Here is a 24,664-nt window from a genome sequence, read left to right as displayed (position 1 = left end):
GACACGCAAAGGATATGATGCCCTTTAAAACACTTGAAATAGTATATGAGTAGTTTAAAATGGGTTATACATGCAGCCCACATTCAGTTTTGGCCATATCCGCCCATCGCCCGTTTCTTCCGGCTCCTTTTTTAGTACAGTGAAAGCAGCCGATAGAGCTATATCCCTGGCCGGTCAATGGCTGAATCGGGAGTTCGTGGATAAGCTGATAAAGAGCTACTTCAGATGGAGTCATATCAATTAAAGGGTGGAACTTAATAAGTTTATCTTTAGGTTGAAATATCTGTATGTTTTTACGATTTGCATTTTGATAAGCCATTAAACCTGAAATCCAGAATTTGTAAGATTTTTTTATCTGGTCAAGCGGCTCTACCTTATTGATATAGCAGCACAGATCGGGGTTATATTTCCAGGTTTTGTTATCGTGGGTAAATTTATTCTTGTTGCTTCTGGCTTTGACGTTTATAACATTCAGGTTTAGCTGCCGGATCATTCTGTCCTTAAAATCCAGTGTTTCGTCAAAGTGGAATGTGGTATCAATGAAATAGATGGGATGGCCGGGCTTTATCTTATTGATCATGTGCAATAAAACAGAGGAAGTACTTCCAAAGGAGGAAGTAACCAGGATATCCGAGGGAGGATGGTTCTCAAATAACTTTTTTAACCGTTCTTCCGGAGACATCGACTCATACTCTTCATTAGTTTCTTGTATATTCATCATTGTCATTACTTTGAGACTAACTCTTTGGTTTTATCATTCAATATTCTCACTTTCTCTGAAAAGGAAACTTTGAGGCTGTTTCTTATCTTATTCAGGTTGTTAACCAATTCATTGGTTTCATCAGGGAGTATATCTTCCAGTACTTCCCTGAAACGCTTGGCAAAAGTCGGGGACTGTCCGTTAGTGGAAATCCCAATTTTTAAATTACCTTTTGTCACAGTAGATCCCAGGTAGAAATCACACAGGTCCGGTGTATCAGCTACATTAGTCAATATGCCTTTGGCTCTTGCCATACCGTAAATCACAGCGTTAAGGTCTCTGTTATTTGTAGCCAGTATCAGCATCTGAATGCCGCTGTGAAGATCGCTGGGTAAAAAGGCTCTCTGATGTAGTGATATAGTATCGATTCCATTTACCCGGGCTCTTATCTCTCCACTGATCTCACGCCCAATAAGTACGATGTTTGCTCCCGGGTCATTTTTAAGCAGCGCGTTGAGCTTTTCAAGTGCTACATTTCCACCACCTACAATAAGGGTCTTGATCTGCCTTATCTTTAGGAAAATAGGAAACAGATTGTTTTCAGTATTCATCCTTTCTGGTCTTTACAGGTGCATAAACATTAAGATATTCATTGACAGATTCGCCAATTACGATCAATGCAGGGGCAGGAATGCCGGCGCTCTGCTTTATAATTGAGCTTATTGTGCCTGTAACTACTTGAGCAGTGGGTAGTGAACCCTGCGATATGATGGCAACAGGAGTGTCATGCTTCTCCAGCGACTGATAGATGGAAACGATCTCCGGTAGCTTGCCCAAGCCCATAAAATAAACAACTGTAGCAGAAGACTGGGCGGCAAGTCTTGCATCGGTTGACAGCTTTCCGTGTTTATTAGTAGCAGTTACTACCCAAAAGCTCTCATTTATTCCCCTTGTAGTAAGCGGAATACCATAATAGCCGGGCAAATTCAGACTCGAGATGCCTATAACCACATCAGTATGTATACCAAAAGCCTTTGCATAGTCGATCTCTTCTTTACCCCTGGCAAAAATAAGCGGATCGCCACCCTTAAGACGTACTACATGTTTACCTTGCAGCGCGTGCTCAACTATGAGCTGGTTGATCTCATCTTGAGTTGAGCTATGGCTTCCGGCCCTTTTGCCAACGTAAATCTTCTCGCAGGTGCTTACTGCATATTTTAGCAACTGTTTGTTAATTAATGCATCATATAGCAATACTTCGGCAGATGCTATAGCTTTTACACCTTTTATAGAGATGAGGTCCGGGTCTCCCGGCCCGGCCCCCACTAAAGTTAATTGTCCAGTTTTACTCATGCTTTGTAATAGTTAGAAATTACCTCTTTATCTTTTCCATTCTCTTCATCTTCTTTTCTGAGGGCTACTACCTTTTGAAAGAAGTTCTTTGCCTGTTCGTGATATTCTTTTGCGAATACAGGTTCAGGTATACGCTGGTTGATCTGAAGAACAGTAGCTTCAAAGTCAACTTGCAGCGCAACAGCCTCAAAGTGCTCCGCAAAATCTTTGATTATGCCTATATGCGTGTTGCAATGCACATCTTTGCTCAATAAAAGTGCTTTGGCGGCAATTACGAATGTGCTGTAGCTATGGTAAATAGAGTCCGAATAGTACCCGTCTTCCAGTGCTTCGCCGGAATAGTGCAATCTTTCGCCTGCATCATTAAGTATGGTACTCACTACATCATAGCTTACGCCGGCACACTCGCCGGTTCCTATTTCAGGTACAAAAGCTTCAGTTTCTCCCCAATCCAGGTAGTCATCTTTGCTAAGTGCCTGAACATCCGCAAGAGACTTTAGCAGATTGTAGAAATACATTTTGCCCTGTCTCAGGTAATAGTAGTTGAAATATTCCCCTTCCTCAGAGTTTGCATCATAGTCATTCAATAACCTTCTTACGGCTTCAGGAATTTTTTTTGTAGGTAGTTTGATAACCTTATCCGCAATAAAGCCACGACCATACTCATCAATACCACCACCTAATACTACCTGTAGAGCAGGAATGACTGATGCTCCGTTTTTAATAGAGCTACCATGAAAACCTATGTTGGCAATCATGTGCTGGCCGCATGAGTTCATGCAACCACTTATTTTTATATGAATATCCGCATCAGCGATCAGCGAGTGGTATTCATTGTAGATCAACTTTTCAAGCTCAGCTGCCACACCTGTACTGTTGGTTACGCCAAGGTTACAAGTGTCAGTTCCAGGGCAGGCGGTTACATCTATGATAGTATCAGCGCCAGGTGCAGCAAGGCCCAGGTGATCCAGCACATAGTGCAGGTATGGCAGGTATTCTTTTCGGGCAAACTTAAGCAACAGTCCCTGGCCGACAGTCACCCTGATGTCATCAGCAATATACCCTTTGGTTAGTCTCACAAGCTCCCGGGCTTTTTCAGCATGGATATTGCCCAATGGCAAGCGTACTTTAATGGCGTAGAATCCTTTTTGTTTTTGTTCAAAAACATTGGTGCTAAGCCACTCCTGATACTGTGCCTCATTGGTAATGCTAACCTCCGGGGTTTCCTGTTTTTCAGGTATTTCTACCGGTATGGCTTCCGTTTCCACCGGGTAGGACTGAAAAGCATTTGCCGTTTGCTCCTGCTTCACAAGTTCCAAAAACTTCTCCAGACCTAGACCTCTTTTAGGTTCGATCAGGAATTTCAGCCTTGCTTTATGTCGTTTTTCGCGTTCGCCATAGCGGTCAAAAACTCTCAGGCCGGCTTCCATAAAAGGTATGATCTTGTCTGCCGGCAGAAACTCGAATGCAGTTTCGGCAATGAAAGTCTGTGCACCCAGGCCTCCACCAACCACTACTTTAAATCCCTTTACGCCATCTTTGATCCTGGGTATAAAACCAAAATCATGGATATAAGTAAAGGCCGAATCTTTATCGCTGGAAGAAAAGGCAATCTTTATTTTTCTCCCCATATCCTGGCATATCGGATTTCTCAGGAAGAACTCAAAGGCCGCATGAGCGTAGACTGCCACATCGAAGGGCTCATCAGGATCAATACCAGCCATAGGGGAAGCGGTTATAGTCCTTACCGTGTTGCCACAGGCCTCTTTGGTAGTCACTCCTTTTTCCTCCAGCTTTGCCCACATCTCAGGCGTATCCTCCAGATGCACATAGTGCAGTTGAATATTCTGCCGGGTGGTGGTATGCAAATTCCCGTTGGTGTACTCTTCTGAAAGGTCCGCAATACGGATCAGTTGATCTCCGGTAAGCTTGCCATAGGGCAACTTGAGCCGGAACATCTGCACGCCAAGCTGGCGCTGGCCATACACGCCACGAGCGAGCCGGAAAGCTTTGAAGCGCTCTTCCTGGATCTCACCTTTTTTAAATTGTGATATCTTCTGTTGCAGTTCATGAATGTCTTTTTGAGCTGCTTTGGAGATCTTTTGGTCTAGTACTATGCTCATATCACTACTTGTTTTAATGTTTTTAATTTCTTTAATAAAAAAGGCCTCTTCTGCGTATCCGGAAGAGGCCTTTTTGGTGTTTTTTATTCCTGACCGGATACAATTATTCCTTCACATGCTTACAACATAGGCAGCACATACAGAAAATGACGTTATTAATTAGTTGCCTCATTTTGATGCTCTTAGTGCGTTTTCAATGTCTTCAAGTATATCATTTACATTTTCCAGACCTACGGATATCCGTACCAGTCCGGGTAGTATACCTACTTCGGCTCTTTCCTCATCTGTAAGTTTTGAATGAGTGGTAGAAGCAGGGTGAGTGGCTATGGTTCTCGAATCTCCCAGGTTAGCTGTAAGCGACAGCATTTTAAGACTGTTCAAAAATTTGCGGCCACGATCAATTCCTCCCTTAACTACAAAAGTCACTAGTCCGCCACCCATCTTCATTTGCTTTTTTGCGAGCTGGCTTTGCGGATGAGATCCAAGGAACGGATACTTTACCAATTCCAGTTCGTCATGTCCTTCAAGGTACTCGGCAATTCTAATGGCGCTGTCGCAGTGGCGGTCCATACGTACGGCCAAAGTTTCAAGGCTCTTGCTCAACAGCCACCCATTGAAAGGTGATAATGAAGGGCCGGTATGCCGGGTGAAAAACCTGATTTCATTGATCAATTCTTTTGTGCCCAATATAGCTCCGGCAATAGTTCTGCCTTGCCCGTCAATAAATTTAGTGGCAGAGTGTGTTACCAGGTGCGCTCCATATTTGGCTGGTTGCTGTAAATACGGTGTTGCGAAGCAATTATCAACATTTAAAATTAGATTGTGCCTCTTAGCCAATTGCCCCAGCCACTCCAGATCGATGATATCCAGTGCAGGGTTTGAAGGAGTCTCCACAAAGATCATTTTAGTGTTGGGTTTGATCTTCTTTTCCCAATCGTCCTGATTATTGATATCTGCATATGAATGCTCGATGCCCCATTTTGGAAACACCTGAGTGAATAGCTGATGAGTAGAGCCAAAAACAGATCTTGAAGCCAATATATGATCGCCATTTTTTAGAAGAGCTGCCATGCTGGAAAACATAGCCGCCATTCCGGAGGCAGTAGCTATCCCGTCTTCCGTACCCTCCATAGCACAAAGTTTGTCGATAAACTCGGTGTTGTTAGGGTTTGAAAATCGGGTATAAATATTACCATCTACCTCATCTGCAAATAACGCACGTGCCTGTTCGGCATCTTCAAAAGTAAAACTTGAGGTAATGTAAAGAGGCACTGAGTGCTCCCTAAACCCGGAGCGCTCGCTCTGGTTACGTATGGCTTTGGTTTCAAAATGTTTGTATTCCGGCATATTCAATCTTCTCTGTTTATTTTATGAGGCATGTAGCCACTGTTGTTTTTCTGATAACTCCTCCTCTGTTTCTTCATAATCGGGGTCAGGTACACAGCAGTCTACCGGACAAACGGCAGCACATTGCGGCTCTTCATGGAAGCCTACGCATTCTGTACATTTACCTGAAACGATATAGAAAAAGCTGTCTGAAATGGGGGTTTGCTGTTCGTCTCCCGGTGTAACTGAGCCATCCTCAAGCTCCACCTCAGAGAGATCCGTACCCTCACTCCATGACCACTCTTCGCCACCTTCGTAGATAGCGGTATTGGGGCATTCTGGCTCGCAGGCCCCGCAGTTAATGCATTCTTCTGTTATTAGTAGTGCCATTGCTAGTGTTAGGTTTTAGGTATTTTAGATGTTAAAAATTTGACTTGGATTTGGGAAAATGACATATGTATTTCCCGTGCGCTTGAAGGGTATTAACGCACCTGTTGCTCTAGGGCCAAAGGTATGATTGACCTTAGCCTAGCAGGTACAACAACAACAGCAACAACAAATACTCATGTTGCTGAATTGTGAAATAATCATAGGAGATACCTGACCCTGCCGGCGTTTCTGTGATTCTAAGTAAGATGATGTTAACTTATTCATTTTTCAGTTAATTTATATTCTCCCATTTCGCCACCTGACGAACATTCGGGATCAGGATTTGGCACCTATATCACTTTTGATTGATGGTTGCCAGAGGGTCTTAGAGCCTGTCTCTCACCTCATTCTTTATAAATCAACTACTACAGAGTAGGTAATTGATGCTACAAATATAAAATTGTAAAAGTTACAACTGCAAACTTTTTTGAAAGTTTATTTTCATTTAAGAAGAAATGTCGGCTGGCCAACATTTAAAATCAATGCATTAGCACACTATTTTCATGAAAGGGTATTAAAAAATAACAGAATTATTCCACATATTATAAAGGGATTTCTTCCTTTTTAGGTAATATTGGATAAGCCGAATTTTAAAGTTAAGAACTGACTAAACTAATTAAAGTAGCTATGGGAATAGATGTTAAACTGCTAAAAAAGATATGTGAAGCACCCGGTGTACCCGGGTATGAAAGTAGAATTAGGAATCTGGTGTTGGAAGAGATAGAACCATTGGTGGATGCTGTTGAAGTGGATAATATGGGCAATGTAATTGCTTTTAAGAAGGGAGCATCCAGCGAAAAAAGAGCAATGGTTGCAGCGCATATGGATGAAATAGGATTTATAGTTACTCATATAGATGATCAGGGGTTTGTTCGTTTTACCACACTGGGCGGGTTCGATCCAAAAACACTGACTGCTCAGCGGGTAATTATTCATGGCAAAAGTGATGTTATGGGTGTGATGGGCACCAAACCTGTACATGTGATGAGCGCTGAGGAAAAAACAAAAATGCCTAAGATACAGGATTTCTATATCGATCTTGGTATGTCGAAAAGTGAAGTGGAGAAAGTGATTAGTGTGGGTAATCCTATCACAAGAGAACGGGAACTGATAGAAATGGGTGAGTGCGTCAATTGCAAATCAATAGATAACAGGGTATCGGTATTTGTATTAATCGAAACATTAAGGTCGATAAAGAAGTTACCTTATGATACATATGGTGTGTTCACCGTGCAAGAGGAGGTGGGTATAAGGGGAGCCAATGTAGCAGCGCATACCCTTGATCCCGATTTCGGCTTTGGTTTGGATACTACTATTGCCTATGATCTGCCAGGAGCCCAGGCTCATGAAAAGGTGACCTCATTGGGCCATGGTGCAGCCATTAAAATAATGGATGCCATGACTATATGCGACTACAGAATGGTAGACTATATGAAGGATATTGCAGAAAAGTTTATGATCAAATGGCAGCCTGAACTTCTTACAGCGGGAGGAACCGATACTGCAGGAATACAGCGTATGGGGAAACGCGGCGCAATTTCCGGTGCAGTTTCTATACCCACAAGACACCTGCATCAGGTGATCGAAATGGCGCATAAGGAGGATATTGAAGGCAGTATCAAACTGCTGAAGGCGTGCCTGGAGTCGCTGGATCAATACGATTGGGCACACCGGTAATGGTAAGTAAAACTAAACTATAGGATATGAAAAGGTATTACCCGGGGTTGTTGCTTATACTGGCTTTGTTAGCAGGATTCTCCTCTTACGGACAAAATAAAATGCCTAAATCCGTACGTGTTAGCGGAGTAGTGCTTGATGCCGATGATCGTAAGGAGATCCCTTATGTAAGCATTAGAATTGTCAGTACCATGTATGGAACGGCTGCTGATAATAATGGATACTTTTCCTTGTTCATCAATCCGGGTGATACCCTGCTGTTTACCTCTATTGGTTACCGTGATGCGGCTTTTATTATGCCTTACGATCTCAATGCCGAGCAATACTCGCTGGTACAACTGATGCGCAAAGAAACAGTAATGCTCAGCGAGGTAGTAGTTTTTCCATGGCCGGATATTAAAACTTTTGAAAATGCTTTTTTGGATGTGAAACCTAAACGGAGCATGGATGACCTAGTGTTCGAGGTACAGCGAGACATGAACAAAACCGTTAATGATAATGAACAGTATGAGTACTATTACGATCAGATGCGCTATAACCGGTTATATGAGCTTCATGGCACTATACCTCCCAATAACTTTTTGAACCCGGTAAGGTGGGCAGATTTTATACGTGATGTGCGACAAGGAAAGTTTAAAGAAAATAAAAAGGATAATTAGCGATTGAAGGCTGACCGCTAATAAACGGTCAGCTTTACTAGTAATAACTAAAGTACCGTTTTCCCAATCCAGTGTCCGGCAAAAACGGCCAGAAGACCTAAGATCAGGCTGATTAAAATGTATATCAGTGCTGTAGATACCAGCTTTTGATTGATGAAAAAAAGATTTTCATAAGCAAACGTGGAAAAAGTGGTAAAACTGCCACAGAATCCTACGGCCAGCAAAAGTTTTAAGGAATCGTTGGTCGTGTTGGTTTTTAATAAGAAACCTGTAATAATCCCCAGGATAAAACTTCCGATAATATTAACGCTCAATGTGCTTACAGGGTACAAAGACGGAAACCGCTTGTCAATAAGCACATAAGCCAGATAACGAGCTATACTGCCGACAAAACCACCAAGCCCAACAATAAGTACATTTTTAAGCATGGTTTAAGATCGCATTTTTTTTGCACATTTTTTTTTCAGGTACTGGATCACTTTCGGATAATCCGTGTGCTCCTGAAAGGAAAGCGACAGCTGCTTTTTGTCGTCAAACTGAATTTCAACCTCTTTGTAAGTACCTGTAGCTGTCTTTACCTGGGTTTCTTTCCAGTAATCTATATCTTTTATTTTATAGCTTTCCCTTTTGAAGCGAGTAGGGAAGGTGATATCAAGTTTTTCTTTGCCTATGGATATTATTTTGTATCCGAATACAACTTTGACTGCCAGGCCCAGCGATAAGGGAAACAAAATGATCACAATTGCATATTGATACCATGCAATAGAATTGCTGGCCAGCATCAGGAATGCTGTGTATATGGCCACACTAAGGCTGATTGCAATAAACAGTCCCAGGGAAAAAAGTGTGCCTACTTTAGGTTTGGCTACTATCATAAGGCTGAAAATTTGCTGCAAAGAAACAAAAAGGAGTAAAAAAGGCATCTTTTTGTGGAACAAATTGCGCGCATGCACTTGCTAAAACCCTAATATTTCAATAAAAACAGACTGATCTGTACGGCATTTCTTTTGTAGATTCTTTTCTGAAAGTTAAAAATGAAGAGAGAATTTTATTAACAAGAACAAACTATTTTATAGCTAGATATATAAACAATAAAGAGATGAAAGAGGAAGAAATAATATATACAGACGGACATGGCGTAAAGATCACAAGCGATAAATTTTACGCTGACAAAGATGAGTACAATCTTGACGGGATCACTAAAATTGACCTTCAAAGGATACCTGCCAGTAATGCGCCTGGCATAATTCTATTCATACTTGGTTTTCTTTCCATTGTTGCGGGCTCTCTGGACATATTTGCAGATATCAGATATAGTACTGAAGAAGCTGTTTACGTTATGAACCTGAACATGGTAGCCATCGGTTTAGGGGTGGCATTGATCATAGGTGGTATCATATGGATGATTGCCGCAAAGGACAAGTATGCAGTGGAGATTAGAACAGCGGAAGGAGAAAAGCAGCCCATTGTAAGCAGAAGTCGGGAGTACGCCGCATTAATCGTTACATCACTCAAAAAAGCCTACTTCAGATATGTTAAAGACTATGACTATGGTAGAAGAAGGAAAGACCGGGTGGTGGTAAGCTAGGCACATAACTTATATCTATAAGGAACTTTAGGGTTTGCATGCAGTGCTGCGGAGAAAGTTCCTTATTTTTTTATTATGGGAAATGGTAAGAGGGTTTTTGTTCCAACACGGCATCCAGGCTCTTTTTAAGGATTTCACCCATAGAGTTACATCCTAAAAAGTCTCTGTTCTTATAGTGTCTGGCGAGTTCTTGTCTTAATGTGTACACATTTCCGATGGGTGATACCTGGTCTTCACTCATTGCTTTTAGCAACTCATCTATTTTTATTTTACTTGCCTTTAGCCTGGTGGCGATAAGAGATCGTTCTTCTTTCTGATATTGTTTTACAGTTTCAGGTGTCATACATTTTATCCCTATTTCTATCAAGGGGTTATTTTGCTTGAAATACTGAGGGAGATAAATGGATTTCCGCCCTTCATAGGATTGTTGGTCAAAGTCGATAGCCCGGATTCTGTAGTCCACTTCTTCGAAGTCAGGGGTAATGTCAATTACAAAGTTGCTTGAGTGCATATCTCCCAATAGTCGTACAAAACACCTTTCGTTAAATTTTACAAATTCCTTGGCTAATCTGATTCTGTTAAGATTTTTGTCATTGAGGTGGTATTTCATAAACTGGTCGCCGGGAATGCCAATAATATGCTCTTCGATAAGGGTATCTCCATCAACGAAATAACTCATCCGGTTTGGCGAAAGCAGATGCTCCAGCTCAAGACCGTATATACGAGAGGCATCTGCATTTTTAATGTAGAAATAATCAAAGTTATCATTAATTCGATTGACGATCCTGATCCTGAATGGTTGAGTATTGCCATATATGCAAAGATCAATGCGATCCACGAAGAGATGTTCCATAACCGACAGATCCCCGTCGGCTTTTAAGATCGCATATATTTTTTTAAGACTATAGTGTATATGTTTCATATCGTCCTGAGGATAGAAAACGGATTCCCATAGGGTGTCTTTACTGTTTTTGTCTAGCAAAGGAATGGAATTATCATACCTTAAAAGGTCACTATATTTAATAGGTAACTTTATCTCTCTGTCGTTCTCAATAAGATAAGTTCGCAGAGCTTTACTGATCTTATAAATACTCTTCTTTTTGTCTATTATGGCCATCTGCTCCTAGTTCATTTTGTTGGTGAATATAACGTTTATTGCCTTTTATAGAAAATGACGATATACCCGTATGTATGGCTCTTCTGTCTCTTTTCGGGATTATATTCCCAAATATGGCTGAAGTTACATTTCGGATTATTATTAAGGAGCTGATTTTCAGATAGAAATGGATGATGTGCCAATTGGTACGTATGTTGAATAAGTGTGAATATAAATAAATGAGACACTCATAAGAAGTACGGGCCTGGAGCCCAACTTACTTAAAAATATAAATGTTGGCGCATTAATGTCTAAATAGTTGGTTTTTTTAGGCGGGTCCGGCTGCAAAGCAGTCGGGCCTTTTTTATTTTGTGCTAAAAAGTTTTTTAACTTCCTGTAACCTTTTAATCGAAGCCCGGTATCCAACCCTGAAAATCCGAAAGTGTTATAACCCATAAAACAGATGACAGACGAAATGCTCATGATGGCAGTGAAGAACGGGGACCTTGAAAAAGCCTCTGAGCTTTTTGACCGCTATCATAAGCCACTGTATAACTTCTTTGTTAAAATCACTTTTGATCGCGACCTGGGGCATGACCTTACGCAGAATGTGTTTTTAAGAATGATCAAATACAGAGCCTCCTTCCATCAGGATAAACAGTTCAGGCCATGGATTTATCAAATGGCCAGAAATATATATGCTGACTATTTCAGGAGAAATAAGATGCTGTTTTCTGATTATGCACAGGTAGAAGACCTTAAAAATAAGATAGCTGCCGTGGATGAGGTGATGGTGGAAGATGAGAGGCAGAAGCTCCTCTACATTTCGCTGTTCAAACTACAGCCCGAGCAGCGGGAGATACTGATCCTCACGAGGTTTCAGCAGATGAAATACGAGGAGGTAGCGCAGGTGCTGGATTGCTCGGTGGCTAATGTGAAAGTGAAAGTACACAGGGCAATAAAGCAGTTGAGGGAAAAATATTTGGAACTGGAAAAGATTTAATGTCATGGATGAAAAGAAAATGAATGCCCTGCTGATAGACTATATTGACGGCAACCTCACAGGTGAACTCAGGGAGTTTGTGACGAAATATATTGAAAAGAGCCCTGAGAACAAACAAAAGTATGAAGAGTTGAAAGTGACCATGGCGCTTTTGGGGCATGACAGGCATTTGGAGCCTGACAGTAACCTTAAAGCCGGTTTTGAGGCCGCCCTGGCGGCTGAAATTGAGGCTGAAAACAATAAAAAAGTAAAGCCGCTTGATCACAACGGCTGGAAATTCTCCCCGCTTAAGATAGCTGCCTCTTTTGCCCTGATCTTATCAGGTGTGTTCATAGGTATGTGGCTGATGAAAAATGATCAAAATGATCAGGAAATTGCCGAGATCAAAAAAGAGATGGAAGCTACAAAACGCCTGGTGATGCAATCCCTTACCGATAATTCTTCGGCCAGCAGAAGGTTGCAGGGGGTCAATGCCTCGTACGCTATGAGCAGTGCAGATGATGAAATAGTGAACGCACTGATCAGGACCATGAATAATGACGAAAATACCAATGTGCGACTGGCCGCTGTTGAGGCATTGTCAAAATTTACAAATGAACCTGAAGTGATGGATGCGCTGATCAAATCTATGGAATCACAAACCGATCCACTGATTCAGATCACATTGATCAACCTGATGGTTCAGCTTAAAGAGAAAAGGGCATTGGACGAGTTACAAAACATTATAGAAGATAAAAAGACCATGGAGACGGTCAAAGATGAGGCCCACATGGCAGTTTTTAAATTATCATGATCACGAAGTGCGAATGTGCACTAAGTGATCAGGACTCAAAATAAATAGGATAACAAAACAGAGAACAAATGAAAACTCAAGTAAAAAGCGTATTAGGGATATTAGTATTTACTTTATTAGCATTGCCGGTCTTGGGCCAGCATAAAATAGCCATAACCTCCGGTGTACTGGAGCTGAAAGAGCTAACCAATGTGGCTGTTGAGGGCTATTCGGGCAACGAAGTGATTATTGAAACGGCAGGTTCATACAAGATCCCGGAACGAGCCAAAGGGCTTAGGCCGGTCAACGGCATGGGTTTGTCTGATAACACTGGTATCGGCCTGGCCGTGAAAGATGAAGGCAAAGACCGAAAAGTAGTGCATCAGGTGGCGCGAAATGACGATGCCAAATATGTGGTGAAAGTGCCCAAAGGCGTCAAAGTAAAGTATGTTAATTCCAGTATTCATGGAGATGATTTTCATGCGCAGAATATCACCGGTGAAATAGAAGTGCAGACCCTTGGCGGAGATATCAAAATGATCGATGTGACGGGCCCGATGACAGTAAACTCTGTCCATGGAAATGTAGACGTGATCTTTACTGGCGTATTTCAGGGTTTACCCAGCAGTATTGCCACTGTGCATGGGGATGTGGATGTAACTATACCCGCTTCCACCAATGCCAACCTGAATGTATCCACCAACTGGGGAGAGGTATATTCTGATCTGGATATTAAAGTGGAAAACACAGATGGTATGAAGGTCTATGGCTCCAAGAAAATCAATGGCAAGCTGGGAAGCGGCGGCGTCAATCTGTCGCTGTCCGCAACGCATGGCAATGTTTACCTGAGAGGCAAATAAACCCTGGTCCGGTTCAGCTTCTCATTTCCGATAACAACAAACACCAAAGATATCCGGGATTTCTGCTCTTCTCATCCTACGGAAGGGCAGGAAACCTGAACCTTCAAACAATTCAAACAAAGGTCTAAATTCAAACACAATGAAAAATCTAATCATATCAGCGCTGCTGATGCTACCTGGAATGCTATATAGCCAGACCCAGGTCAACCAATCTTTTGATGCGTCAGCAGTCCGTTCAATTTCACTGAATTTCAAGTATCCCGAGCTGGTTCAGGTCAGGTCGTGGGATAAAAACCAATTGCAGATCAAGGGCACTGTGACCATCAATAACGGTGAAAATAACGATGCCTTTAAGCTAACCTCGCTTATGGAAGGCGACAAGCTCGTTATCAACTCTGTAATTGAAAACCTTGATGACCTTCCAAAGAAGATCACTGTCAGAAAAGACGGAGAAACCTACGTTTTTAATACCGACAGTTGGAACGATCCGGAATTGAAGCAATTTTTTAGAGAGAATGGCAACGACCATGAATATGTTTCGCAGGGCGTTCATAAAGAAATAAAACTGGAGGTATTTGTTCCAGCCAACATAGAACTGCAGGTCAACGCCAAGTATGGTATAGTAGAAGTTCTTGATTATAAAGCCCCGCTGGAGGTCAATGCCAAATACGGAGGAGTAGATGTTAAAATTCCAGAGTCTTCTAAGCGGGACATTCAGGCCAGAACCAAATATGGAGAGATATTTACCGATCTGGAGGTGGATTTTGACCGTACCGGTAGCGATATACTCGACTATGATAAATGGACGGTAGTATCTAAAAAGCTCAATGGTGGAGGAGCAAAGTGCTTTCTCGAATCCAAGTATGGTAATGTTTACATGAGGAAATAGCTGATTATTTCAATACGAACCGGTGTTTTGCAAAACCCCCTCTCCGCTGACTTTACCCTCAAAGGATTAAGTCTTATGCAATTAACAGTATTCGACAGATTTATAAAACATGAGGCTGCACAACAAACTTCGCCCATCCTAAAAACCTGATTTTGAATATACAAACTAACGGGAGAAGTTTATATGCAGCCTCCTTTGTGTGGAATCCGTCATTGCTGACTAGTGAGCCTTTAATTGGTCAGCCCTTCTTTGTCTTTCGTCTAATGAAAATTTGCCCGATCCGGTAATAAATACCAGGATAAGCAATGCCAATATGATAATTGCCATTGGTAACTCCATATAGTTGTCAGATGTAAGCATCATTTTATAATTGAAAATGACAGCTCCGGCGAGTATGGGAATATTTAAGAAGCTCATAAGCCGGGTGTAAGCTCCAAGAATAAGAATGATACCACATACCAGGTGAACGAAAATAATAACCTGCCCGAGGTGTGCCGCAATAAAAATCCAGCCTACAGAGGCTATGTTTTCCGTAAAACTCTCAAAATTAATGGTGAAAATTGCTCCCTTGTAAACGATAAACAATCCTACCGCAATTCTAAGGAAATCTACCCATATCGGAGGGTGGATAGAATCCAGCCAATGGTTAAGCTTATTGACCATACATGATTCTATTTAGTTAACTATAATTTAGACATTATTGCTGACAAAAGCAATGGCTAAACAGAATCCGGCCGGGTCACAAGCTGTTATGGCTTTTGAAGTGCTTAACGATTATTCTATACTCTGTAGTTGATGTCTTGCGTTTTTCATGGCACTCAGCATCATTTTTCTTACCTTTTCTATTTCAGCTTTTTGGGTAGTGTAGTAGTTCATTACCTGTTCATGGTCCTCCACGTTATCCTGACCCTCAAAATCACGCATCCATTGCATCATGGCTTCATCGGCCTCTTCCAGTTTTTTTATACCTGCTTCCAGTGCCCGAAGTGTTTCTTCTGTAGCTTCTTCTTTTTCCCTGGCCATATCAAGCTTTACCTGCAGCTCGCCTTTTAGCTTCATCATATTGTCCATTTGCGGCATTACATCATCGTGTATAGCCATTACTTCATCATATAAGGCCTTCTCCGCCCTTTCTTCTGCCGGTAGCTCCTTGTCCTCGATGGTTATCTCTTCGGTTTCCTTTTTCTTGCTGTCGCCGCAAGATATGGTTATAGTTCCGATGGTTGCATATACGAACACTATGTATATTAATTTTTTCATGATATTGGTTTTGATCCAAACAAAAGTATTGATTACAAAAATTTCATACAAGCAGCAATATAATTAGCTCTATTATAAAATTATTTTCCGATATTGTTGGCCTCAAAATATACAAGCATATAACTACTATGACTGAAGTCAAAAGAATTAACAAAAACAAGTATTTCATTGGAGCGGCCGTCGGCATTGTCGTCGTGTTGCTCGCGGTTTTTTATTTTAATCGTACAGGGAAAGCAGGTGATATAGGAGAAACAAAAATAAATCCGGCCTTCTCAGCATATATATCTTCCTACACGGCAGGAGTGGTTTCATCCAAGTCCTATGTCCGCATCCGACTGGCAATGGATGTTGCCGATTCAACACAGATAGGGCAGGAGGTAGATAAAAAGGTCTTTAGTTTTGATCCGGGCATTGATGGCAAAGCAGTATGGATCGATGCAAGAACTGTGGAATTCCAGCCATCAGAGAGGATGAAGTCGGGTCAGGTTTATCAGGCCAGATTTCACCTGGGAAAAGTTACGAAAGTGTCGGAAGACTTGGGAGAGTTTGAGTATCAGTTCCAGATAGTTGAGCAAAATTTTGATATAGAAATTGAAAACATCGAAACAGTTGATAAAACTGCTTTAAAAGAACAGCGGATCATAGGTGTGGTTTATACTGCCGATGCAGCGGATGATAAGGACGTTGAAAAATCAGCGCAGGCAGTTCAAGATGGTTCAACGTTGCCTATGGCCTGGACACACACCCAGAATGAGCACCGTTTTATCATTGGAGATGTTAAACGCAAAGACCAGAAAAGCACCGTAAAGATCAGTCTTGATGGTTCGCCTTTGGATATTGATAAGAAATTAAATGAAGAAGTTGTAATCCCCGCCCTGGGCGACTTTACACTGGTGGACGTGAAAGTGGTTCAGAGTCCCAATCAGTACCTTGTACTCCAATTTTCGGACCCCATAAAGCCAAAGCAGAACCTTGAAGGTCTCATAACCATTCAGGGGCTGTACTCGCTGGATTTTGATATTAAAGGCAATCAGGTTTTTGTATACCCGCCGGTAAGACAAACCGGAGATAAGACCGTTACAGTCTCTCCTGGGATTAGGAATATTCTTGATTATAAAATGAACAAGGGAGACTCCAGAAGTGTAACCTTCGCCCAGATCAGCCCGGCAGTGAGGCTCGTAGGACAAGGCAATATTTTACCAAGTTCCAACGGACTGATCTTCCCGTTTGAGGCCGTAAGCCTGAAAGCTGTAGATGTTGAGATTATCAAGATTTATGAGAGTAATGTTATCCAGTTTTTACAGACCAATGACCTTGACGGCAACCAGCAACTCAGAAGAGTGGGTAAGCCGGTGCTTCGTAAAACCGTTCCGTTAAACACTTCCGGTATCATTGACCTTGGCAAATGGAACCGTTTCACATTGGATATATCCGAATTGATAAAAACCGAACCTGGTGCCATCTATCAGGTGCGCATAGGCTTCCGTAAACACCACTCTTCATATTACTGTGGAGAAACTGAGGCTGAGGAGAATATGGTGCCCCTGGAAGAGCAGGATTGGGAAGATGACGACGACGAGTTTAGTGCTTATGACTCATATGAATCCTACCACTATGACCCTGACTACCGCTGGGACGAGCGCGATAACCCATGCCACGTCTCCTACTATAGCAGCTACGGCGGCGACAAAAGTGTAAAAAGAAATGTGCTGGCCTCAGACCTGGGTATGATTGCCAAAAGAGGCAACAGCGGAGAACTGATGGTGGCGGTAACCGACCTAAAAACTACTGAGCCTATTACCGGTGTAAGGGTGGATGTTTACGATTTTCAGCAGCAGGTATTGGCCTCCGCTATTACTGATGCTGATGGCTTTGCTGTTATGGCTCTTAGTAAAAATCCTTTTGTGGTTGTAGCAAGCAGAAATAATGAAAAAGGATACCTGAAAGTAAATGATGGAGCTTCCTTATCACTAAGTAACTTCGATGTTTCCGGCTCAAGGATAGAGGAAGGCTTGAAAGGCTATATTTATGGAGAGCGCGGAGTATGGCGTCCCGGAGATACATTGCACCTGACTTTTGTGTTAGAAGATAAGCTTAAAAAACTACCTGAAACTCACCCCGTAATATTTGAGTTGTACAATCCTTCTTACCAGTTGGATAAGAAGATAGTTCGCTCTACCGGGGAGAATGGCTTCTATAATTTCAGCATACCAACCAGCCCGGAAGCACCTACAGGAAACTGGTCTGCCAAAGTAAAAGTAGGTGGAGCTGAATTTTCCGAGAGAATAAAAATTGAAACCGTAAAACCCAACAGGTTAAAGATCAACCTCGATTTCGGAAAAGACAAAATTACCTCTGCGGACAGTTATGTCAAAGGTGACCTTGAAGTGAAATGGCTGCACGGAGCGCCTGCCAGAAACTTGAAAGCAGAGTTTGAAGTACTGTTAGTTCCATCAAAAACCAAATTTGATAAGTTCCTGGCCTATAATTTTGATGATCCGGCGAGGGATTTTCAGAGCGAAAGCCAAAGAGTTTTTGAAGGCTATGTGAATGAGGAAGGCAAGGCCACGGTAAATGCGAGCCTGTCCACTGAAACAGCAGCACCGGGTATGTTGAAAGCTTTCTTTAAAGGGAAAGTGTTTGAAGAAGGTGGCAATTTCAGTATTGACAACTTTAGTATGCCTTACTATCCCTACAATTCATTCGTGGGTATGAAGCTGCCCGAATCAAAATCGTGGAGCAGGTTATACTATAACAAACCTAATCAGATAGACATTGCGACAGTAAATGCCGAAGGGCAGCCCATATCAAGAAACAACCTTGAGGTAGAGGTTTACAGGCTTGGCTGGCGTTGGTGGTGGAACCAGGATGGTGAATCTGTTGCCAATTATATCAGCCGTAGCAGCATGGATCCTAAAGTAAAAGGAAAAGCCAATACAACCAATGGAAAGGGTACTTTCAAGTTTGAGCTGGACGATTGGGGCCGTTACTACGTAAGGGTATGTGATCCTGTAAGCGGCCACTGCACCGGTGAAGTACACTACACCTCCTGGGGAGGAGATAGTGGAAGCGTACCTGGCGGAGCCACCATGTTAAATTTCACTTCTGACAAGCAAAAGTATCAGGTAGGTGAAAAAGTGACAGTTACCATACCAAGTAGTAATCAGGGCAGAGCACTGGTAAGTATAGAAACCGGTAGCAGGGTTCTTGAAACACATTGGGTGCAGACACAAAAAGGAGAAACTACCTTCACCTTTGAAGCTTCGAGTGAAATGGCACCTAATATTTATGTATTCGTTACCTTGCTTCAAAAGCATGAGCAGACTGTAAATGACCTGCCCATCCGTATGTATGGAGTGATCCCGATTGCCGTGGAAGATCCTAAAACCATACTCAAGCCGGTGATCCAGATGTCAGATGTACTTGTTCCAGGAGAGGAGGTAACCATTAAAGTGTCAGAGGAGACCCAGAAGAAAATGACCTACACCGTAGCTGTAGTGGACGAAGGCTTGCTTGACCTTACCAAATTCAAAACACCTAACCCATGGCATACTTTCTATGCCAGGGAGGCGCTTGGAGTAAAAACCTGGGATCTTTATGAGTATGTACTCGGAGCTTTCGGGGGCAAGCTGGAAAGGCTGCTCGCCATAGGTGGTGACGATGAAGGAGAGGAAAAACCGAACTCCAAAGCCAACCGCTTTGAGCCGGTAGTTAAATACTTGGGGCCATTTACACTGGAAAAAGGAAAAACCAATACCCATAAGTTTATAATGCCTCAATATATCGGTTCCGTAAGAACGATGGTAGTGGCAGGGTATGAAGGAGCTTATGGTAATGCCGAAAAGGCAACCCCGGTACGTCAGTCGCTGATGGTGTTAGGTACACTGCCAAGGGTATTAGGGCCAGAGGAAACCGTGAAGTTGCCGGTAACCGTATTTGCTCAGGAAAAGGGAGTTGAAAACGTAAAAGTAAAGATCGAAACTAATGACCTGATTGAAATCGTAGGACCTGCCACCAAATCGGTAACCTTCAATGAAATAGGGGACAAGGTAATATACTTTGACCTGAAAGTTAAGCCTCAGTTAGGTATAGGTAATGTTGATATTGTGGCAACTTCGGGAGGTAAGAAAGCTAATCATCACATTGAACTTGATGTGAGGAACCCCAACCCGCCAGTGGTAAAAGTAATGGATGCATTACTGGAGGCAGGGCAATCGTGGAGTACTAACTTCGATCTTGTAGGTATGGCAGGCACAAATACCGCCACGCTGGAGATATCCAATATTCCGCCTATCAACCTTGAAAAGAGATTGAGATACCTTATTCAGTATCCTCACGGTTGTATTGAGCAAACTACTTCTTCGGTTTTCCCTCAGCTATACCTTGCAGAAATTACACAGTTAAGTGATGTTGAAAAGGCAAGAATTGAGAAGAACATCAAAGCGGGTATAGAGCGTCTGAAAACATTTCAGAAAAGTGATGGAGGCTTCTCCTACTGGCCGGGTGGTGATGATTCCAATAGTTGGGGCTCAACCTATGCTGGCCATTTTCTGGTTGAGGCTGAAAAGAGAGGCTATAATGTACCAGGAAATGTACTCAGACAATGGAAGCGATACCAGAAGAGAAAAGCAGCGGAATGGAGAGAAACCAATGATTACTATAGCTCTGAGTTAATGCAGGCATATCGCCTTTACACACTGGCGCTTTCCGGAGATGCAGAAACAGGAGCCATGAACCGTTTAAGAGAAAAAGGGAACCTGTCATCAGCGGCAGCGTGGAGGTTGGCAGCAGCCTATGTAAAGGCAGGGCAGAAAGAAGCTGCTGAGAAACTGGTAGAAAACCTGGAGACTGTGGTGAAAGATTACCGGGAATTGAGCTATACCTACGGATCATCAACAAGAGATGAAGCCATGATCCTGGAGACATTAAGTATGCTTGACCAGAGGAAAAAGGCCGTACCTGTGCTTCAGCGATTATCCGCAGCACTTGGAGATAACAGCCGTTGGATGAGTACCCAGACTACTGCCTATAGCCTTATTGCCATAGGGCAGTTTGCAGGAGGAGAAAACCGTACCAAGGAAATAACCTTTAGCTACAAACTCAACGGAGCAGGCGCTGTAAAGGCTGCAACCCAATTACCGGTGGCGCAGGCAGACCTTAATGTTAAGAAAGTAAGTGGTAATAGTATTGAGGTGAATAACCCGACATCAGGCATTCTCTATGCAAGACTGATCCTTGAAGGCACGCCTACAAGAGGTCAGGAGCAATCATCAGAAAGCAACCTGAAAATGACGGTTTCATATACCAATACCGATGGTGAATACATTAATCCTGAAACCCTGGAGCAGGGAATGGACTTTGTAGCGGAAGTTACCCTTACGAACCCGGGCATCAGAGGTACCTATGAAAATATGGCCCTTACACAGATCTTCCCGTCAGGCTGGGAAATACACAATGCCCGCCTGAATGATACTGAGGACTATACTGCTAAGGACAAACCAGATTATCAGGACATCCGCGATGACAGGGTTTACACCTATTTTGACCTGAGGCCAAATGAAAGAAAAACTTTCAGAATATTACTGAACTCAAGCTATCAGGGAGACTACTATATGCCTGCCATCAGTTGCGAAGCTATGTACGACAATACTATCAGTGCCGTAATAGCCGGTAGAGAAGTAAAAGTAATTAAGGCAGGTAGCGATACCCCTTAATTTTAAAGAATAAAAAATAAACAAAAGACTTCCGGAGATCAAAATTCGGAAGTCTTTTTTTTTGTCTGAGTAGTAGGAGGTAAAGCTAATGCATCCCGGCTGCTATCATTACTTTAGCTTATCGTCATCGCGACGACGGTAGGAGGAAGCGATCCCCCTGTTCCGAAGAGTGAACTGTTCCGCAAATGGGATTGAGCTTACCCTCCATCACAAGGAGATTGCTTTTTCGTTCGTACCTCACTCATCGCAATGACGATAAATTTTTAATGTTCTGCCGACTACTAATAATTATTAATCGATCAAGCCGCTTTCCGCTGCTTTCTCAATATAACCTGCGCCTTTTCACTGATAACATCGGCTACCGGTCGTTTTTGTATCTTACACTCCAGCCAGGCAATAATGTCAAAATAGATGAATGCCCTTTTTTCATACGGGTTGCTTTGTAATGGAAGAAGCTGTTTGCGGAGCTTTTTGAATTCCGGGATCAGCTTGTCTTCCGTAAACCTATAGCTCAGTTTTTTCAGAAACTTCAGAATATATTTCTGAAAATCATGCATATCATCCTTTTTAAGAAGAAATCGATAGGTAGACCTGATATAATAGTCAATCACATCCACATTGCCCAGTTCATAGTGGCTGATCAGGTTGAGTATTCTGGCAAAAGAGTGGATGTCTTCCCTGATGTCTACTTTGTCCGAATTAATAATCCGGTTCAGCCACGAGATGGCGTCACTATAATTTGAATTACCAAAATACAAGCAAGCGATTTTGTAATACATGATCATGGTGGAGTGGTTATCCAGTTGAGTAATAAACTGCTCAAGTCCCGGCTTGATTTTAGTGAGTAAAGAAACCCCCAGCTCAAAATCTCCCAGCATAAAAAAGCGGTTGAATTCATGTACATAAGTATACTTCAATAGCTTTAACCGGATATTCTCATTGATCACATTTTTAGGGAAATGCCTGATCTGGCGCAATTGCCTGCTGGTTTCCACAAACTCATAGTACTTATAATTTTTATATTGCGCGATCATCAGGTTATTGATGGCGCGCAGATACATATCCGCTTTTGAGATCCTGATCTCCTTATGTTTATCAAAAAGTGCTACCCATTTTTTAGCAAAGTCATATCCCGTCTTGAAATCCTGGATAAAGAAATAGTAATTAACAAAAAGGCTGTAAAGATTAAGTTTCTCATTTAACGATAGCTCTTCCTCATTGAAGTTGGGCATGCTGATGTTGAACATATTCACAATCTTCTCATAGTCCGATTTGTTTCGGATAAACCCGATTTTATAGTACAGCGAGTTCAGCTTTACCGAAAGGTTTGTGAAGGAATTGATATTGTTGATCCTGTTATTCGTGTCCTGTACTTCCTCAATGATCCTGTTCACCCTGTTTTGATTGCCCGGTCCAACAGTTTGGGTAAGTACATTCTTCTCCCACTTCAATATCTCAAGCTGTAACTCAAGGTTATCAATTTTATGAGCCTGTTTTTTGGCTTTTTTTAGCACTGTCGCACATTGATCATACAAACTTCTGTTAAACAGGATCTGGGCATGATCTATCATTTCCCTAATCTGAATATCCAAAACCGTAGATTGGTTGTATTGCCTGATACTCTGTAATATCTTTTTGTAAAGATGGGCCTTAAGGTTTGAAAGCTGTTTGGGGTTGATGGACGTGTCTTTTCTTATCAGGACTTCTTCGTCAAAGTAATCCTGGGCATCAATCAGGTCAAAGAGCCTGATATACTTTCTCTCGCTATTGCCATCTTCAACGCTTACAAAGAGCCTGAAGTAGCGCTTCTCACTTTTCTTTAATGACTTTATCAGGTTGAATAAGGCGTCAGATTTCTCTTTTGACATCGTAATTATCAAGTAAAATTTATAGTTCTAATTTAGTTAAAAATACTATTTAATGCCAAATATGTGTCTTTAGAAACTGTAATTAATCGATTTTTAGGTATTTACTAGGGCTGTTATTCCACCTACATTTGATCTCATAAAAGCTGATTAAAAAGAGAAGAAATAGCCTATGAGTAACCGCATTCATATTTTCGATACTACCCTAAGAGACGGAGAGCAAGTGCCAGGGTGTGGATTGTCTAAAAAAGAAAAGATAATTATAGCCAAAGCACTGGAAGAGCTTGGAGTAGATATCATTGAAGCCGGTTTCCCTATTTCCAGCCCAGGAGATTTCGAAGCTGTAAAAGCGGTGTCAAGAGAGGTTGGAGATGTCACGATATGTGCTTTATCACGGGCAGTGGAGAAAGATATAGAGTGTGCGGCAGAGGCACTTAAATATGCCAAAAGGCCAAGAATACATACAGGGATCGGTACTTCAGACCAACATGTATTTACCAAAATAAGGACAACAAGAGAAGATATACTGGAGAGAGCCAAGGCATGTGTACGTTATGCAAGAAAATTCGTTGGTGATGTGGAATTTTACGCTGAGGATGCAGGCCGTACCGATAATGAGTTTTTGGCTCAGGTCATAGAAGCAGTAATTAAAGAAGGAGCAACGGTGGTCAACATTCCTGATACCACTGGCTACTGTTTGCCTGAAGAATATGGCAAGAAGATTAAATACCTTGTCGATAATGTAAAAGGAATTGAAAAAGCAATCATATCGACCCATTGCCATAACGATCTCGGTCTTTCAACTGCCAACAGTATTGAAGCTATAAAAAACGGAGCGCGCCAGGTAGAATGTACCATCAACGGGATAGGCGAAAGAGCAGGTAATACCTCTCTGGAAGAAGTAGTCATGATCCTCAAAAAACACCACTGGCTCAATTTTGAAACAGGTATCAACACACGACAGATATACCCTATAAGTCAATTAGTGTCCACCACTATGAACATGCCGATTCAGCCTAACAAGGCAATTGTTGGCAGTAATGCATTTGCTCATTCCTCAGGCATCCACCAGGATGGAGTGATCAAGAACAGGGATAACTATGAAATCATAGACCCTGAAGAAGTCGGGGTAAATGAGTCTTCTATCATATTGACCGCAAGAAGTGGCAGAGCAGCATTAAACTTCCGTATAGGTAAACTGGGTGTGCAGTTGAGCAAAGATGAACTGGAGCATGTCTATCAGAGATTCCTGCAAGTGGCGGACAGAATCACCATTGTCAATGATGCAGAGCTGAAAAATCTCGTCAGCAAATACCTTATCACTAACGTTAATTTTTAAAGGGGAGATCT

21 protein-coding genes and 1 riboswitch are annotated in these 24,664 nt (G+C 42.1%); of the genes, 9 read left to right on the top strand and 12 right to left on the bottom strand.

Going from position 1 to position 24,664, the window contains the following annotated elements; all coding sequences use genetic code 11:
• Positions 1-64 precede the first annotated feature (64 nt).
• The 6 genes from LVD17_RS03585 to LVD17_RS03560 all read right to left on the bottom strand — a co-directional run bounded on the left by LVD17_RS03585 (position 65) and on the right by LVD17_RS03560 (position 5,892).
• On the bottom strand, positions 65-721 hold the full coding sequence (locus LVD17_RS03585) for a phosphoadenylyl-sulfate reductase (RefSeq protein WP_233764805.1): 657 nt from the start codon (positions 719-721) through the stop codon (positions 65-67).
• A gap of 5 nt (positions 722-726) precedes the next feature.
• On the bottom strand, positions 727-1,311 hold the full coding sequence (locus LVD17_RS03580) for a precorrin-2 dehydrogenase/sirohydrochlorin ferrochelatase family protein (protein WP_233764804.1): 585 nt from the start codon (positions 1,309-1,311) through the stop codon (positions 727-729).
• Positions 1,301-2,053, bottom strand: coding sequence for a uroporphyrinogen-III C-methyltransferase (gene cobA, locus LVD17_RS03575; RefSeq protein WP_233764803.1), 753 nt, complete (start codon positions 2,051-2,053; stop codon positions 1,301-1,303). Before cobA ends, LVD17_RS03580 begins: the two co-directional genes overlap by 11 nt.
• Entirely contained in the window at positions 2,050-4,176 is a 2,127-nt protein-coding gene (locus tag LVD17_RS03570) for a ferredoxin-like domain-containing protein (protein WP_233764801.1), read from the bottom strand. Before LVD17_RS03570 ends, cobA begins: the two co-directional genes overlap by 4 nt.
• Before the next feature lie 168 nt (positions 4,177-4,344).
• Positions 4,345-5,523: a trans-sulfuration enzyme family protein gene (locus tag LVD17_RS03565; protein WP_233764799.1), complete on the bottom strand. Its 1,179-nt coding sequence runs from the start codon at positions 5,521-5,523 to the stop codon at positions 4,345-4,347.
• Positions 5,524-5,544: 21 nt separating this feature from the next.
• Positions 5,545-5,892 carry a 4Fe-4S binding protein gene (locus LVD17_RS03560; RefSeq protein WP_233764798.1) on the bottom strand — a complete coding sequence of 116 codons (348 nt, stop codon included), beginning with the start codon at positions 5,890-5,892 and terminating at the stop codon, positions 5,545-5,547.
• 273 nt (positions 5,893-6,165) lie between these two features.
• Positions 6,166-6,291, bottom strand: a riboswitch (SAM riboswitch).
• A gap of 267 nt (positions 6,292-6,558) precedes the next feature.
• Here LVD17_RS03560 and LVD17_RS03555 point away from each other — a divergent pair.
• Positions 6,559-7,608, top strand: coding sequence for a M42 family metallopeptidase (locus LVD17_RS03555; RefSeq protein WP_233764797.1), 1,050 nt, complete (start codon positions 6,559-6,561; stop codon positions 7,606-7,608).
• 26 nt (positions 7,609-7,634) lie between these two features.
• Positions 7,635-8,267 carry a carboxypeptidase-like regulatory domain-containing protein gene (locus tag LVD17_RS03550; RefSeq protein ID WP_233764796.1) on the top strand — a complete coding sequence of 211 codons (633 nt, stop codon included), beginning with the start codon at positions 7,635-7,637 and terminating at the stop codon, positions 8,265-8,267.
• A gap of 47 nt (positions 8,268-8,314) precedes the next feature.
• Here the strand turns inward: LVD17_RS03550 and crcB are convergent, their stop codons facing one another.
• On the bottom strand, positions 8,315-8,695 hold the full coding sequence (gene crcB / locus LVD17_RS03545) for a fluoride efflux transporter CrcB (RefSeq protein WP_233764795.1): 381 nt from the start codon (positions 8,693-8,695) through the stop codon (positions 8,315-8,317).
• Positions 8,696-8,698: 3 nt separating this feature from the next.
• A complete protein-coding gene (locus tag LVD17_RS03540) occupies positions 8,699-9,142 on the bottom strand; it encodes a hypothetical protein (protein WP_233764794.1) in 444 nt (147 codons plus the stop codon).
• A gap of 224 nt (positions 9,143-9,366) precedes the next feature.
• On the opposite strand from LVD17_RS03540, the gene LVD17_RS03535 reads away from it, so the two are divergent.
• Positions 9,367-9,855, top strand: a complete 489-nt coding sequence (locus LVD17_RS03535; RefSeq protein WP_233764792.1) for a DUF6232 family protein — start codon at positions 9,367-9,369, stop codon at positions 9,853-9,855.
• A gap of 73 nt (positions 9,856-9,928) precedes the next feature.
• Here the strand turns inward: LVD17_RS03535 and LVD17_RS03530 are convergent, their stop codons facing one another.
• A complete protein-coding gene (locus LVD17_RS03530; RefSeq protein ID WP_233764791.1) occupies positions 9,929-10,972 on the bottom strand; it encodes a hypothetical protein in 1,044 nt (347 codons plus the stop codon).
• 442 nt (positions 10,973-11,414) lie between these two features.
• Here LVD17_RS03530 and LVD17_RS03525 point away from each other — a divergent pair, with 442 nt between their 5' ends.
• The 4 genes from LVD17_RS03525 (at position 11,415) to LVD17_RS03510 (ending at position 14,475) form a co-directional block, all read left to right on the top strand.
• Positions 11,415-11,954 (top strand): RNA polymerase sigma factor, encoded by a 540-nt coding sequence (locus tag LVD17_RS03525; protein ID WP_233764790.1) that lies wholly within the window; start codon positions 11,415-11,417, stop codon positions 11,952-11,954.
• A 4-nt stretch (positions 11,955-11,958) separates the two neighbouring features.
• Positions 11,959-12,747, top strand: coding sequence for a HEAT repeat domain-containing protein (locus LVD17_RS03520; RefSeq protein ID WP_233764789.1), 789 nt, complete (start codon positions 11,959-11,961; stop codon positions 12,745-12,747).
• Positions 12,748-12,815: 68 nt separating this feature from the next.
• A complete protein-coding gene (locus LVD17_RS03515; RefSeq protein ID WP_233764788.1) occupies positions 12,816-13,586 on the top strand; it encodes a DUF4097 family beta strand repeat-containing protein in 771 nt (256 codons plus the stop codon).
• Positions 13,587-13,725: 139 nt separating this feature from the next.
• Positions 13,726-14,475, top strand: coding sequence for a hypothetical protein (locus tag LVD17_RS03510; RefSeq protein ID WP_233764787.1), 750 nt, complete (start codon positions 13,726-13,728; stop codon positions 14,473-14,475).
• A 219-nt stretch (positions 14,476-14,694) separates the two neighbouring features.
• Here the strand turns inward: LVD17_RS03510 and LVD17_RS03505 are convergent, their stop codons facing one another.
• Positions 14,695-15,138: a DoxX family protein gene (locus LVD17_RS03505; protein WP_233764785.1), complete on the bottom strand. Its 444-nt coding sequence runs from the start codon at positions 15,136-15,138 to the stop codon at positions 14,695-14,697.
• Positions 15,139-15,249: 111 nt separating this feature from the next.
• Complete coding sequence (locus tag LVD17_RS03500) at positions 15,250-15,735, bottom strand: hypothetical protein (RefSeq protein WP_233764784.1); 486 nt, start codon at positions 15,733-15,735, stop codon at positions 15,250-15,252.
• Positions 15,736-15,863: 128 nt separating this feature from the next.
• Between LVD17_RS03500 and LVD17_RS03495 the strand changes: the two genes are divergently transcribed.
• Positions 15,864-21,449 carry an alpha-2-macroglobulin family protein gene (locus LVD17_RS03495; protein WP_233764783.1) on the top strand — a complete coding sequence of 1,862 codons (5,586 nt, stop codon included), beginning with the start codon at positions 15,864-15,866 and terminating at the stop codon, positions 21,447-21,449.
• Between the two features lie 299 nt (positions 21,450-21,748).
• On the opposite strand, the gene LVD17_RS03490 is transcribed toward LVD17_RS03495, so the two are convergent.
• Positions 21,749-23,317 carry a hypothetical protein gene (locus tag LVD17_RS03490; RefSeq protein ID WP_233764782.1) on the bottom strand — a complete coding sequence of 523 codons (1,569 nt, stop codon included), beginning with the start codon at positions 23,315-23,317 and terminating at the stop codon, positions 21,749-21,751.
• A 169-nt stretch (positions 23,318-23,486) separates the two neighbouring features.
• Between LVD17_RS03490 and LVD17_RS03485 the strand changes: the two genes are divergently transcribed.
• Entirely contained in the window at positions 23,487-24,653 is a 1,167-nt protein-coding gene (locus LVD17_RS03485) for a 2-isopropylmalate synthase (protein ID WP_233764781.1), read from the top strand.
• Positions 24,654-24,664 lie beyond the last annotated feature (11 nt).

It is taken from the genome of Fulvivirga ulvae (assembly GCF_021389975.1).
GTDB lineage: Bacteria > Bacteroidota > Bacteroidia > Cytophagales > Cyclobacteriaceae > Fulvivirga > Fulvivirga ulvae.
The sequence above is the reverse complement of the archived record's forward strand: the minus strand, read 5'-3'. Positions and strand labels throughout refer to the sequence as shown.

Bases quoted from the DNA above. Each gene is read 5' to 3' on its own strand.
- LVD17_RS03580 (WP_233764804.1), bottom strand. From the start codon at position 1,311: ATGAATACTGAAAACAATCTGTTTCCTATTTTCCTAAAGATAAGGCAG.
- cobA (WP_233764803.1), bottom strand. From the start codon at position 2,053: ATGAGTAAAACTGGACAATTAACTTTAGTGGGGGCCGGGCCGGGAGAC.
- LVD17_RS03555 (WP_233764797.1), top strand. From the start codon at position 6,559: ATGGGAATAGATGTTAAACTGCTAAAAAAGATATGTGAAGCACCCGGT.
- LVD17_RS03525 (WP_233764790.1), top strand. From the start codon at position 11,415: ATGACAGACGAAATGCTCATGATGGCAGTGAAGAACGGGGACCTTGAA.
- LVD17_RS03515 (WP_233764788.1), top strand. From the start codon at position 12,816: ATGAAAACTCAAGTAAAAAGCGTATTAGGGATATTAGTATTTACTTTA.
- LVD17_RS03530 (WP_233764791.1), bottom strand. From the start codon at position 10,972: ATGGCCATAATAGACAAAAAGAAGAGTATTTATAAGATCAGTAAAGCT.
- LVD17_RS03540 (WP_233764794.1), bottom strand. From the start codon at position 9,142: ATGATAGTAGCCAAACCTAAAGTAGGCACACTTTTTTCCCTGGGACTG.
- LVD17_RS03565 (WP_233764799.1), bottom strand. From the start codon at position 5,523: ATGCCGGAATACAAACATTTTGAAACCAAAGCCATACGTAACCAGAGC.
- LVD17_RS03500 (WP_233764784.1), bottom strand. From the start codon at position 15,735: ATGAAAAAATTAATATACATAGTGTTCGTATATGCAACCATCGGAACT.
- LVD17_RS03550 (WP_233764796.1), top strand. From the start codon at position 7,635: ATGAAAAGGTATTACCCGGGGTTGTTGCTTATACTGGCTTTGTTAGCA.
- LVD17_RS03560 (WP_233764798.1), bottom strand. From the start codon at position 5,892: ATGGCACTACTAATAACAGAAGAATGCATTAACTGCGGGGCCTGCGAG.
- LVD17_RS03520 (WP_233764789.1), top strand. From the start codon at position 11,959: ATGGATGAAAAGAAAATGAATGCCCTGCTGATAGACTATATTGACGGC.
- LVD17_RS03495 (WP_233764783.1), top strand. From the start codon at position 15,864: ATGACTGAAGTCAAAAGAATTAACAAAAACAAGTATTTCATTGGAGCG.
- LVD17_RS03570 (WP_233764801.1), bottom strand. From the start codon at position 4,176: ATGAGCATAGTACTAGACCAAAAGATCTCCAAAGCAGCTCAAAAAGAC.
- LVD17_RS03485 (WP_233764781.1), top strand. From the start codon at position 23,487: ATGAGTAACCGCATTCATATTTTCGATACTACCCTAAGAGACGGAGAG.
- LVD17_RS03490 (WP_233764782.1), bottom strand. From the start codon at position 23,317: ATGTCAAAAGAGAAATCTGACGCCTTATTCAACCTGATAAAGTCATTA.
- LVD17_RS03510 (WP_233764787.1), top strand. From the start codon at position 13,726: ATGAAAAATCTAATCATATCAGCGCTGCTGATGCTACCTGGAATGCTA.
- LVD17_RS03535 (WP_233764792.1), top strand. From the start codon at position 9,367: ATGAAAGAGGAAGAAATAATATATACAGACGGACATGGCGTAAAGATC.
- LVD17_RS03585 (WP_233764805.1), bottom strand. From the start codon at position 721: ATGATGAATATACAAGAAACTAATGAAGAGTATGAGTCGATGTCTCCG.
- crcB (WP_233764795.1), bottom strand. From the start codon at position 8,695: ATGCTTAAAAATGTACTTATTGTTGGGCTTGGTGGTTTTGTCGGCAGT.
- LVD17_RS03505 (WP_233764785.1), bottom strand. From the start codon at position 15,138: ATGGTCAATAAGCTTAACCATTGGCTGGATTCTATCCACCCTCCGATA.